Raw genomic sequence first — 12,563 nt, 5'->3', positions numbered from 1 at the left:
TGTTATTTCCCTTACCCTGCTTTTGCTTGTTGCTTAGCAATTTCCTGATTACGCAATAAAAAACGTTGGATTTTACCACTCGGCGTCTTCGGCAACTCGGTGACAAACTCCACTAGACGTGGATATGCATGCGCAGAAAGACGTTTTTTCACAAATTGGCTTAATTCTTCTGCCAAAGCAACCGTAGACTGTACGCCTGCCGCTAAAATCACAAAGGCTTTGACCAGTTCGGTACGATCTGGATCAGGCACACCAATCACCGCAGCTTCAATTACCGCATCATGTTCAAGCAAAGCACTTTCAACATCAAATGGACCGATGCGATAACCCGATGTGGTGATCACATCATCGCTACGTCCCACAAAACTCATACTGCCATCGCTGTGTAACTCAGCAGTGTCACCTGTTAAGTAATAATTGCCAACAAAAGGTGATTTACGGCTTTCTTTATACCCCCCAAACCACATCATTGGCGACTGGCTGATATCCACCGCTAAAATTCCAGCGGTGTCTGGCGGAAGCTCTTCGCCTTGCTCATTGACCACGGCAACCCGATAACCCGGACTTGGAAAACCTGCCGCGCCTGCACGTATTTCATGGCTTAAACCGTGATGGTTACACACCACCATACCCACTTCAGTTTGTCCGTAATGATCGTAAATTGGTGCGTCTAAAACTTGTTTAAACCAGCGAATCACTTCTGGATTCAGCGGCTCACCTGCACTACTGACCACACGGAATTGTCCTTTTAACAGCGCCATTTGTGCTGGATCAGCTGCCATCATCATACGATAGGCCGTTGGTGCACCTGCCAAGTTGGTGATTTGATAATCCTTGACGATTTGACACAAACTATCCGTACTGAATCCACCCTCGTAGAACAACGTCGCATGTCCCAAGAATAACGGCCCCGTAATCGCATAGTACAAACCATAGGCCCAACCCGGATCAGCAATATTCCAAAAAGCATCATCTTCAGTTAAGCCAATTGCATCTTGCATATAGCGACCAAATGCAATCAAGGCTTTCAGTGGAACTTCGAGCGGTTTGGCAGGTCCAGTGGTTCCTGAGGTAAACATCAATAAGAACGGATCATGCAAATTCCGCATGACTAATTCGCATTGATCAGACTGCTGATTCAGCTCCTGCCAAAAATTAAAATCGCTGGCTTTGAGCACTGAACTTTCTGTATCAGCAACGGTCACGATAGCTGGACATTGTTCAACTTCATCGAGCTTGCTGCGATTGCCCACATCCGTGACGACTAACTTGCTTTGTGCAAGTTGAATACGATGCTCAATCGCTTTCGGTCCAAAAGCAGTAAACAGCGGTTGATATACCGCTCCAATTCGCCATGCGGCTAAAATCGTCACGATCAGCTCAGGCGTTCGTGGTAATAAACCCGAAATACGATCACCTGCCTGTACACCTTGTGATTTTAGAAAATTAGCAAATTGACTGGACCACTGTTTTAGTTGAGCAAAGCTATATTGTTCCTTACGCCCATCTTTGCCTTGCCAGTACAAAGCAACTTTTTCACCATCTACATGTCGGTCACAACACTCAAAGCATGCATTGAGTGCATCCAACGAACCTGACAACATGTGTTGAGCCGTATTTTCAAAATCAAATGCGTTTGCCACATCTTTATAATTCAACATCTCTATTCCCTCAGTCTGGATTTGTAGTTATTCACGACAGAGTTGCATTTATGGGTTTACAAGCCATCCAATGGCTTGATGTTTAAACTTGGTCTGGGAGGTATTGCTGGATAATGCTAGAGAAATCCAAATGCGTATTTCCACGCATACACATCTGCTGATACATCTGCTGTACCATGCCACCTAACAAAATAGGCTGTTTGACCTGACCTGCTGCCTCGACTGCCAGACCTAAATCTTTCAGCATTAGTTGAGTCGCAAACCCATCTTGATAGCCACGTGAAGCAGGTGCATTTTCATTGATATGTGGCCATGGATTACAAATCTCTGAACTCCAGCAACGACCACTTGAGGTGTTCACCACACCCGCCAATGCTTGCGGATCAATCCCCAATTTGGCACCCAATGCCATGCCCTCTGCCACAGCAGCCATCGAGATTCCAAGAATTAAGTTATTGCAAATCTTGGCAATTTGTCCTGCACCAACCTCGCCACAATGAATGACATTCTTGCCCATGTGGCTGAGCACAGGTTTGACTTCCTCAAAAGTCTGATCATTGGCACCCACCATAAAAGTGAGAGTGCCTGCTTGCGCGCCAATAGTGCCACCTGACACAGGCGCATCACAGATGTGAATATTTTTACTTTGCGCAAGCGCAGCGATATCTTTGATGGTCTGCGGGTCAATGGTACTGCTATCAATACATAATGCCCCTGCCTTCAAGACCTCCAGCACGCCCTCCTCACCGAGGTAAACCTCTTTGACATGCTTGGCCGCTGGTAACATGGTGATCACCACATCTGCTTGTTGTGCTGCTGCTTGTGGACTGTCGCAGACCACACCACCCGCTTCAGCAAAGTGCTGATTCGCCACTTCACTGAGGTCATAACCATAGACTGTAAGTCCTGCTTTGAGCAGGTTATGGGCCATTCTGCCGCCCATATTTCCAAGACCGATAAAGGCGATATTCATCCCTGATTCTCCCTTAACGTAAACTAATGGTGGTATTTACACTGCCAACTTCATGGCTATCTTCAAACCAACGACTGGTAATGGTTTTAGTCTGCGTATAGAACTGTACCGCCTGTTTACCATAAGGACCTAAATCACCTAGCTTTGAACCACGCGAACCTGTAAAGCTAAAGAATGGCACAGGCACAGGAATTGGAATATTGATCCCCACTTGACCGATATCAATCAAGTTTTGGAAGTTACGTGCTGTCGCACCACTTTGAGTGAATAGCCCAACACCGTTACCAAATGGATTGGCATTGATCAGCTCAATCGCTTCTTCCAAAGTATCAACAGAAATAATTGCCAATACAGGGCCAAAGATTTCTTCTTTATAGATGCGCATGTCTGTGGTCACACCATTAAAAATAGTCGCGCCAACAAAGTTACCTGACTCATAACCTTTAACTTGCACATCACGACCATCGAGTAGTAGCTCTGCACCTTGCTCGACACCGCTATTAATCAAATCAATCACACGTGCTTTGGCACGTTGAGAAATGACAGGTCCGATATCTGTATTCGGTTCATGTCCTGCATTGACTTTCAAGGTTTTGGCTTTTTCCACCAACTCCTGAACCCATTGCTTGCTTTCACCCACCATCACAGCAACTGAGAGTGCCATACAACGTTGCCCTGCTGCACCAAAAGCCGCACCGACCAAAGCATTGAGGGTTTGTTCTTTGTTGGCATCAGGCATCACCACCACATGGTTTTTCGCACCCATCATCGATTGCACACGTTTACCATGTTGCCCTGCGAGGTTATACACATGAGTACCCACCGCAGTTGAACCGACAAAGGAAATCGCTTTAATGTGTGGATGTGTACAGAGACGATCGACTACTTCTTTGCCACCATGAACCACATTCAACACACCAGCAGGTACACCTGCTTGAATCGCAAGTTCGACCAACATCATCGTGGTTAATGGGTCTTGTTCAGAGGGTTTGAGTACGAAGGTATTGCCACAAACAATCGCCATCGGGAACATCCACAATGGAATCATGGCTGGGAAATTAAATGGAGTGATGCCCGCACAAACACCCAATGGCTGTTGCAAAGTATAGGTATCCACACCGCGTGCTACGCCTTCGATGTACTCGCCCATTTGCAAAGTACCGACAGAACAAGCGTGCTCAACCACTTCTAAGCCACGCTGGATATCACCTTCTGCATCGGCTAAGGTTTTACCTTGCTCAGCGGTCAATACTTTAGCAATCTCTTTCATGTTGGCACGAATCAAATCTTGCAACTTCAGCATGATGCGCATACGCGCTTGAATTGGCGTTTGACGCCAAGTGGCAAAAGCATCTTGTGCAGCTTGAATCGCAGCATCAACCTCTTGAACCGTTGCAAAAGGCACGCGACCAATCACTTCCTGCGTCGCAGGATTGACAATATCTTGCCAGTGTTGGGTTTCAGACTCGACAAACTGTCCATTGATCAACAACTTAGCCGTGTCCAGCTCGATTTTCTGGATTGTATTCATAACCTCTCCATAGGCCTATTTTTATTGTGTTCAGATGTTTGAAAATAGCGATTCGTCGTATTTTCTTTTTTTAACCTTTGGTTGAGACTAGCAAACAAATCTTTGACCACCAACGCAAATTAATGCACGATTGGTGTGCAAATATGCACAAGGGACACAATAACAATGAAAGTGGATTGGGATCATCTACAGTTTTTTCTGGTTCTGGCACGAACCAAAACCTTAACCAGTGCGGCACGCATCATTGGCGTCGAGCACAGTACGGTTGCTCGACGAATTCAGGCATTGGAGCTGGCTTTAGGGACGACTTTATTCAAACGGGAAGCTTCTGGCTATGAACTGACGTTTGAAGGTTTAGCACTCGTTCCTCAGGTAGAGCAAATGGAACAAGCCTTTCTTCAGATTGAAAAACCACATCAACCCTTGCAAGGTCGTGTGCGAATTGGCACACCTGAAGGCTTCGGGACTGCATTTCTTGCACGACTGCTGGCGGAGTTTTCGATTCGATATCCTCTGCTCACCATCGACCTAATTCCGGTGCCGAAAATGATTAAGCTTTCGCATCGTGAAGCCGATATTGTGGTCTCGATTGAACGTCCCACATCTGGTCCTTATATCATCACGCGCTTGTCAGATTATTGTTTAAAAATTTACGGCAGTAAAAATTATCTAGCCAACACTCCCCCCATTCGTCGTTTAGAAGATTTAACCCAACATCGTTTTGTCAATTATATTGATGATTTGGTCTATAGCCCTGAGCTGTATTGTCTAGAACGCTTACCCTTAAAACTCACTGCAAATTTTCGCAGTAGTAGCATTTTGGCACAGCAAATTGCGGTGAGTGCTGGCGCAGGGTTAGCCATATTACCCAAGTTTCTAGCAGATGATAAACCTGAGCTTGAAACCGTGTTAGCTGAACAAGTTCGTTTTAACCATACCTTTTGGATGCTGACATTCGTTGATTTACAACATGAACCACGGATTAAACTGGTTTGGGATTACTTACGCAAACAAGCCGATCAATACCAGCATTTGCTGATTGATTAACGATTCAAATAGCAGATATAAAAAGAGCCAGTCTCTTAGACTAGCTCTCAAAATGTAGGACTTGAGACTGTTTTATACCAATTCTCGTTGAAGTTTCCGTAATCGTGGTTTGTACACCAACTGATATGTTGCAGCCAGAATCAACAACCACAATGGACTGACATACAATGCTTTCAAGGTATCAGGTTCAAGTGCCAAGATCACCAAGGCAAATAGCAAGAAGAGAATCACCAGATAGGACATCCAAACGCCACCTGGCATTTTAAAATTCGACTGCACATGTAATTCAGGGCGCAATTTACGGTAGCGGATATAGCACACCATAATCAGGCTCCATACACTGATGAATAAAATCACGCACAGAGCACTCGCCAAGGTAAATGCTTCCAGTGTATTCGGTACGAAATACTGGAGTACTGCACCCCCCATAATAAAAACGCAGGAAAAAAACAGTCCATTGGCAGGTACTGCTTTCTTCGATAAACGTCCTAATGCCGCAGGTGCTTGACCATCTTTAGATAAACCAAACAACATTCGGCTGGTCGAGAATACACCACTGTTCATGGATGACATCACCGACGATAACACCACCAAATTCATAATAATTGCAGAAGTAACAATCCCTGCATTCAGGAATAATTCCACGAATGGGCTTTTATCCGCACGAATACTATCCCACGGCGTAACAGCCATCACCACCAACAGTGCCAAAACATAGAACAAAATGATTCGAATCGGAATCGCATTAATGGCTTTTGGAAGATTCTTATGCGGATCTTTGGTTTCAGCCGCAGTGGTTCCCACTAACTCTACCCCGACAAAGGCAAAAACCGCAATTTGGAAACCAGCCAAGAAGCCATCCAAACCTTTAGGGAACATGCCTCCATGCGACCAAACATTACTTAATGATGCTACCGCACCTTCAGGCGCTTGGAAGTGACTAAAAATCATATAGCCACCGACGCCGATCAAGGCAATGATCGCTAAAATTTTAATCAAGGCAAACCAAAACTCAATCTCACCAAATAAACGTACCGTCAACAAATTAAGTCCCAGCACAAACAGCACACAACCCGCACTAATCAATGCTTGTCCCATCGGCGTAAATGACACACCTTCAGGTAACCAGAAACCAAGATAATTAATGACTGCGGCCAAATCCGCAATTCCGACCAGTACCCAACCCAACCAATAGGTCCAGCCGATATAGTACCCTGCCCATGGTCCGATCAAATCATGCGCCATATCCACAAAAGATTTATACTGTAAATTGGCAAGTAACAACTCACCCAGTGCCCGCATCAAAAAGAAAAACATGGTCCCGATGATCATGTAAATAAACAGAATCGAAGGGCCTGCTAAGGAAATGGTTTTGCCTGACCCCATAAACAAGCCTGTTCCAATCGCACCACCAATGGCGATCAGTTGTAAATGGCGATTGGAAAGTTTGCGTTGTAAATCATTTGGCGCATGTTGATCATTTGGATGCTGTTGCATAACCGTCATAAAAAAGTTCCCTTTTTCTTATTCGTGTATGCGCCAGCCTTTTTATTTTGTTGCGAAAATTCGCTCTCTTTTAAAATGGCGGACGCATATTCATTGCAAGAAAATACGCATCTGCTGCTGTTTTATCTACAACAAATACGTTACTTTTCATCTTTTTTTATATTATTTAAGCAAAACGATCTCTGTTTGCTTTATTTTTGTGCTGCAATCACTGCAATTTCGATTAACCAATTTGGATTGACCAAATCCGCTTGAATCGTGGCACGAGAAGGTGCAACACAACTTTTTAACCAATCGACATAGATCGCATTGACTGTCGGGAAATCTGAGAGATCTTTTAGAAACAGTTGAACAGACAATAGACGTGATTTATCGGTATTTGCCGAATCGAGAAGCTGCTCAATCGTTGCGAGAATATCTCGAGTCTGCCCTTCAATATCTAAGTCTGGATTTTTAGGGACTTGTCCTGATAAATACACCACTTTGTTAAAAACAGTGACTGCACTCATCACTTCGGTCGAGTTGATTTTCTGAATATCAGAATGAGACATGATGACTTCCTTCGCCTTGTTAGATATTAGTCTTGATTGATAAATTTGACACGTGCAGTCACCCCACACATCAGTTCATAACCGACTGTGCCTGAGGCTGCTGCAACATCATCAATGGGTAAAATACTTCCTGTTGCTGAAGCTCCCCAAAGCACAACTTCACTACCAATTTCAGCGTTCGGTACGGGAGCCAAATCCACTGCCAACATATCCATACTGACTCGCCCAATGGTACGGGTACGTATACCATTAACTAAAATAGGCGTACCTGTCGGGGAAATACGCTGATAACCATCTGCATAACCACAAGCAACGATGCCGATACTCATGTCATGCTCAGCGACAAAACTTGAGCCATATCCCACACTTTCATTGGTTTTTAGCTGCTGGATTGCGATCAGTTCACTACGCAAACTCATGGTTGGCGCAAGTCCCCAATCTTGGATACTGTGCTGAGGGAAATCAGGCGAGCTGCCATAAAGCATGATGCCGCCACGGACATAATCGGAGTGGAGTTGTGTCGGGTATCGAAGGATGGCGGCGCTATTACTGAGCGATCTCTCACCAGGTAAATCTTGAATATGCGTCTCGAATTCTGTCAGTTGATAGTCCACACCAGCTTGGCCAAAACGCTCCCCATCCGCATCAGAAAAATGCATCATATGAGTGATTTTTGTGACGTTATTAAGACGCTGAAGATGTCGCCACACTTGGCGATATTGCTGTGGTTTGAACCCTAAACGGTTCATACCATTGTTCATTTTGAGGAAAATATCAAACTGGGCAGGATAGATATGCTGTTGTAACCATTCAACTTGATGCTCACTATGCACCGTGAAACTGAGTTGGTATTGAGCACAATCAAATAAATCTTGGGGTGAAAAAATCCCTTCCAGTAACAGAATTGGACCTCTCCAACCCAATGCACGCAAACGTTTGGCTTCCTCAATATCGAGTAAGGCGAAGCCATCCGCTGTTTTAAAGGCATCATAGACGCGTTCGATTCCATGCCCATAGGCATTGGCTTTGACCACCGCAAACACCTTGCTATTTGGGACAGTCGTTCTCAATAGTTCAAGATTTTGGCGTAAAGCCTGAGTATGAATGATCGCAGTAATTGGACGAGGCATAATCAACTTCCTTGTAGCTTAAAATTATGCCGCGTGTGAATAACGCTGGATCGATAAACCGTCGGTACTAATCTCGGTACGATGATTCATTACTAGATCGCTGATCAATTTTCCTGAACCACATGCCATGGTCCAACCTAAAGTGCCATGACCCGTATTTAAGAACAGGTTTTTATATTTGGTTGCACCAATAATCGGTGTGCTGTCTGGCGTCATTGGACGTAAACCTGTCCAGAATGAAGCTTGTTGTAAATCACCACCTGGGAATAAATCTTGTGTCACCATTTCCAAAGTTGCACGACGATCATCATTTAAGCCCAAGTTAAAGCCGCTTAATTCCGCCATACCACCCACACGGATACGTTGGTCAAAACGCGTAATCGCAACTTTATACGTTTCATCCAAAACCGTTGATTGCGGTGCAAATTTTGGCTCAACAATTGGAATCGTCAATGAATAACCTTTGACAGGATAAACAGGAAGATTCAATTGCAATGGTCTTAGGAAGTCACGCGAATAACTACCAAAGGCAAGCACGAAACGGTCAGCTGTTAAAACCTCGCCATTGACCAGCACACCTTTGATTTCATCACCCTCAACTATCAATTGCTCAACGTTTTGATCGAATTTAAATTCAACGCCTAGGTCTTGCGCCACTTTTGCCAAAGCATTGGTGAATAAATAACAGTCACCCGTTTCATCATTTGGCAAATGCAAACCGCCTACTAATTTATCGGTGTGTGCCAACGCAGGTTCAACACTACCGAGTTCTTCTGCGTTGAGTAAATTAAAATCGACACCACATTCTTTCAGGACTTGGATGTCTCGTTGCACTGCTTCAAGTTGTGCATCATTACGAAATACTTGTAAGGTACCTTTGGAACGATTTTCGTAGTTGATACCTGTTTCGCTTCTCAGTTGACGCAAACAATCACGGCTGTATTCAGCCACACGCATCATGCGCTCTTTATTGACTGCATAACTTTGTGGATTACAGTTTTTCAGCATTTGTGCCATCCACTGTAACTGCCACATACTACCATCGATATTAATGGCAAGCGGTGCATGATGTTGAAACATCCATTTCACGGCTTTAAATGGAATACCAGGTGCTGCCCATGGGGTTGAATATCCTGGCGAGATTTGTCCTGCATTACCAAAGCTGGTTTCTTTTGCTGGACCAGACTGACGATCAAGCACAGTCACTTGGGCACCTTGTTGCGCAAGATAGTAAGCACTTGCTACACCAATCACACCACTTCCTAAAACGATAACGCGCATAATAGGTCCCTCTCGTCCACTAGTTTATTTAACTAGTATATTTTTGCTCCAATAGTTTTTTTGACTGTTTTTATAGGTATAATCTAGGTAATTTAATCGATTTGTCGCGAAAAAATTAAAATAAAAGGAAATAATCTATGCGTAAATTAGACCGTATTGATCGCTTGATTTTAGATATTTTGCAACGCGAAGGACGGATTGCAATTAGTGAATTAGCTTCCCGTGTCAATCTGTCTACCACGCCCTGTTCTGAGCGTGTAAAGCGATTAGAACGTGAAGGCATCATCATGGGCTATTATGCTCGACTCAATCCCGCTCATGTCGAGCGTAGCTTATTGGTATTTTTAGAAATTAAACTCTCAGCCAAGTCAGGTGATGTGTTTGATCAAGTCGCACGCGATTTAGTTGATATTCCAGAAGTGCTTGAGTGCCATCTCATCTCTGGTGAATTTGACTATCTAGTGAAAGCACGACTCAAAGAAATGAGTGCCTATCGCCGACTATTAGGTGACTTATTAAAAAAACTACCTGCTTCAGCATCCTCACATAGCTATGTGGTCATGGAAGAGGTCAAGGAAAGTTTCTATTTAGATGTAAGCAAGTAAAGCCCACGCCCCCAATCCATAAAGTACGTACGGCGTTCATGAACTGTAACCGCTGACATATTTTTTCTAAAGAACGCTTAAAAAAAGATTCAAAATTCAATGTAATGTTATACCATTACATAATTATTTTTTGTCTTTCTTTGGTTGATGATTTATGCAACGCACACTTGGATTTTGGTCTTGTTTGGGGTTTAGTTTTTTATCAACAATCACATGGGCTGAAGATCGTACCACAGTACTTGAAACCATTCGTATTCAAGCAGATACAACCCAACAGGATCTGCAGCAAAATAGCAGCGGAACCAAGTTCTCCCACGATGTTCTCGACATCCCCTTTAACCGTTCATTTATTTCTCAACAAGTGCTCGAACAACAAGATGTGCAACGCATAGACGATGCCTTGACCTTGGTCAGCGGTGTATTTCATCAAAATAATTATGGCGGTGGATTTTGGGATAATTACTCCTTTCGAGGTTTTAGTAGTGATCCAAATCTCGGTGCTGCAACCATTCGCAATGGTTTAAGTGTCAATCGCGGGGTAAGTGCACCGAAAGATATGGTCAATATCGAATCATTGGATTTCCTCAAAGGACCGATGGCTGCACTCTACGGTCGTGGAGAAACAGGTGGATTACTCAATATCAACAGTAAAAAGCCTGAATGGGAAAGCCAAAGCCAGATCAACCTTCGCGCCAATAGCCAAGAACAATATCGCATTAGCCTTGAACATACGGCACCAATCAATGATGTGCTTGCTTATCGTTTTGCCGTCGCCCATGAAGACAATCAAAGTTTTCGTGATCATGTTAGTAGTGAACGTTGGTTCTTTTCACCCCAACTCACCTGGAAAATCTCAGACCAGACCCAACTCGATTTTGACAGCGAATTTACCCAACATTTAGGTACATTTGATCGCGGAGTAAGTACTGTTCAGAAACAGTTTGTGATGAATCCGAAAACCTTCACAGGTGAGCCACGGGATGGTGACATGCGGGTAAAAGACCATTTTTATCAATTGCGTTTAAGCCATGAATTTAATGATGCTTGGAAGCTTAACAGTGCGCTCAGTTATAAAGATGCGCAAATGGTTGGATTCTCCACCGAACCGCGACGTGTACAAGCCGATGGACGTACTTTGGAGCGCCAACGTCGCTATCGTGATTATCAAAGCGAAGATGTGCTGGCACAAACCGAATTACTTGGAAAATTAGACACGTCATGGGCACGTCATGAAGTCGTTATTTCTACAGAATTGGGACAATTGGATTATCGCCAATATCAATTACGTCGTAACCATAGTGCCGATCACCCAAATACCATTGATATTTATCAGCCTCACTATGGGCAATCTCTGCCAAGTCTCGCGACCTTTACCAAGATCGATGAGCGACAACGCTATTTCGCCATTAATCTACAAGATCAGATGTTTTTTAATGATCAATGGAGCATCTTGCTGGGTACTCGCTTTGATCGAGTCGAACAAAACTTTGAAAATCACCTAAAACAAACTCAGCATAAGCAAAACCTTAACCAAGCCAGTCCACGCCTTGGTGTCAATTTCAAAGCATCAGATCACTGGTCATTCTATAGTAACTATGGTCGTTCATTTGCGATGAACAGTGGTATGGACCACAATGGTGAGAACTTTGCCCCAGAAAAAGGTCAAAGCTATGAAATTGGAAGTAAATATCGAATCAATGACCACAGCCTGCTGAGTATTGCCTTATTTAAAATGCAAAAGCAGAACGTGCTAACCACAGATCCAATCGACAATGGTTTTCAAACGGCTGCAGGTGAAGTCAGCAGTCAAGGTGTTGAACTGGACTTCAACAGCCAATTCACAGATCGCTGGTCACTCAATGCCAACTATAGCTATACCGATGCCAAAATCAAGAAAGACCAAGATCTGGTCAAAGGCGCACGCTTGAGCAATATTCCCAAACACCAAGCTTCAATCAGTACCAACTATGAATTTTTACAACAAGCTGCAATGAAAGCAGGTGTCGGTGCCAACCTAAGCTATGTCGGTGAGCGTAGTGGTCATAATCTGGATAATGGGTTTAATTTACCGAGTTATACCTTGGTAAATTTAAATGCCTATTACGCCCCATCAGATCGTCAGCGTTATCAGTTCAACCTGAACAATCTGTTTGATAAGACCTATTATGTTTCGAGTTATAGTGATGTATGGGTTCAACCGGGTGAACCTTTGAATGCCTCAGTATCGTCACAATTCAAGTTTTAATCGATGTGACTCAGCCCACTGAGGGCTGAGTCA

Annotated in this window: 10 protein-coding genes; 3 read left to right on the top strand and 7 right to left on the bottom strand. The window is 43.9% G+C overall.

Annotated elements, in window-relative coordinates; genetic code table 11:
• Positions 1 to 11: 11 nt before the first annotated feature.
• From AAC851_RS09805 to AAC851_RS09795, 3 genes are all read right to left on the bottom strand, one after another.
• Entirely contained in the window at positions 12 to 1,661 is a 1,650-nt protein-coding gene (locus AAC851_RS09805; RefSeq protein WP_340600827.1) for an AMP-binding protein, read from the bottom strand.
• 82 nt (positions 1,662 to 1,743) lie between these two features.
• Complete coding sequence (gene mmsB, locus AAC851_RS09800) at positions 1,744 to 2,634, bottom strand: 3-hydroxyisobutyrate dehydrogenase (protein WP_340600826.1); 891 nt, start codon at positions 2,632 to 2,634, stop codon at positions 1,744 to 1,746.
• Positions 2,635 to 2,647: 13 nt separating this feature from the next.
• A complete protein-coding gene (locus AAC851_RS09795; RefSeq protein WP_340600825.1) occupies positions 2,648 to 4,165 on the bottom strand; it encodes a CoA-acylating methylmalonate-semialdehyde dehydrogenase in 1,518 nt (505 codons plus the stop codon).
• Positions 4,166 to 4,330: 165 nt separating this feature from the next.
• On the opposite strand from AAC851_RS09795, the gene AAC851_RS09790 reads away from it, so the two are divergent.
• The gene (locus tag AAC851_RS09790; RefSeq protein WP_004637436.1) at positions 4,331 to 5,212 is read left to right on the top strand and encodes a LysR family transcriptional regulator; all 882 of its coding nucleotides are present in this window, start codon (positions 4,331 to 4,333) and stop codon (positions 5,210 to 5,212) included.
• A 72-nt stretch (positions 5,213 to 5,284) separates the two neighbouring features.
• Here AAC851_RS09790 and AAC851_RS09785 read toward each other — a convergent pair whose 3' ends face one another.
• From AAC851_RS09785 to AAC851_RS09770, 4 genes are all read right to left on the bottom strand, one after another.
• The gene (locus tag AAC851_RS09785) at positions 5,285 to 6,709 is read right to left on the bottom strand and encodes an amino acid permease (protein WP_171057124.1); all 1,425 of its coding nucleotides are present in this window, start codon (positions 6,707 to 6,709) and stop codon (positions 5,285 to 5,287) included.
• Positions 6,710 to 6,909: 200 nt separating this feature from the next.
• On the bottom strand, positions 6,910 to 7,269 hold the full coding sequence (locus AAC851_RS09780) for a RidA family protein (RefSeq protein ID WP_125502544.1): 360 nt from the start codon (positions 7,267 to 7,269) through the stop codon (positions 6,910 to 6,912).
• Positions 7,270 to 7,295: 26 nt separating this feature from the next.
• The gene (gene alr / locus AAC851_RS09775) at positions 7,296 to 8,399 is read right to left on the bottom strand and encodes an alanine racemase (RefSeq protein WP_340600824.1); all 1,104 of its coding nucleotides are present in this window, start codon (positions 8,397 to 8,399) and stop codon (positions 7,296 to 7,298) included.
• Between the two features lie 24 nt (positions 8,400 to 8,423).
• A complete protein-coding gene (locus tag AAC851_RS09770; protein WP_125502548.1) occupies positions 8,424 to 9,680 on the bottom strand; it encodes a D-amino acid dehydrogenase in 1,257 nt (418 codons plus the stop codon).
• Positions 9,681 to 9,817: 137 nt separating this feature from the next.
• Between AAC851_RS09770 and AAC851_RS09765 the strand changes: the two genes are divergently transcribed.
• Together AAC851_RS09765 and AAC851_RS09760 are read left to right on the top strand one after the other, a co-directional pair.
• Complete coding sequence (locus tag AAC851_RS09765; RefSeq protein ID WP_004637431.1) at positions 9,818 to 10,285, top strand: Lrp/AsnC ligand binding domain-containing protein; 468 nt, start codon at positions 9,818 to 9,820, stop codon at positions 10,283 to 10,285.
• A 154-nt stretch (positions 10,286 to 10,439) separates the two neighbouring features.
• Entirely contained in the window at positions 10,440 to 12,530 is a 2,091-nt protein-coding gene (locus tag AAC851_RS09760) for a TonB-dependent siderophore receptor (protein ID WP_125502550.1), read from the top strand.
• Positions 12,531 to 12,563 lie beyond the last annotated feature (33 nt).

Origin of the sequence: Acinetobacter sp. HZNU-JH01 (assembly GCF_037996845.1) — a bacterium.
GTDB lineage: Bacteria > Pseudomonadota > Gammaproteobacteria > Pseudomonadales > Moraxellaceae > Acinetobacter > Acinetobacter haemolyticus.
Note: the sequence above shows the minus strand (reverse complement) of the source record. Positions and strands in the feature narration are given on the sequence as shown.

Bases quoted from the DNA above. Each gene is read 5' to 3' on its own strand.
- mmsB (WP_340600826.1), bottom strand. From the start codon at position 2,634: ATGAATATCGCCTTTATCGGTCTTGGAAATATGGGCGGCAGAATGGCC.
- AAC851_RS09785 (WP_171057124.1), bottom strand. From the start codon at position 6,709: ATGCAACAGCATCCAAATGATCAACATGCGCCAAATGATTTACAACGC.
- AAC851_RS09760 (WP_125502550.1), top strand. From the start codon at position 10,440: ATGCAACGCACACTTGGATTTTGGTCTTGTTTGGGGTTTAGTTTTTTA.
- AAC851_RS09790 (WP_004637436.1), top strand. From the start codon at position 4,331: ATGAAAGTGGATTGGGATCATCTACAGTTTTTTCTGGTTCTGGCACGA.
- alr (WP_340600824.1), bottom strand. From the start codon at position 8,399: ATGCCTCGTCCAATTACTGCGATCATTCATACTCAGGCTTTACGCCAA.
- AAC851_RS09780 (WP_125502544.1), bottom strand. From the start codon at position 7,269: ATGTCTCATTCTGATATTCAGAAAATCAACTCGACCGAAGTGATGAGT.
- AAC851_RS09770 (WP_125502548.1), bottom strand. From the start codon at position 9,680: ATGCGCGTTATCGTTTTAGGAAGTGGTGTGATTGGTGTAGCAAGTGCT.
- AAC851_RS09805 (WP_340600827.1), bottom strand. From the start codon at position 1,661: ATGTTGAATTATAAAGATGTGGCAAACGCATTTGATTTTGAAAATACG.
- AAC851_RS09795 (WP_340600825.1), bottom strand. From the start codon at position 4,165: ATGAATACAATCCAGAAAATCGAGCTGGACACGGCTAAGTTGTTGATC.
- AAC851_RS09765 (WP_004637431.1), top strand. From the start codon at position 9,818: ATGCGTAAATTAGACCGTATTGATCGCTTGATTTTAGATATTTTGCAA.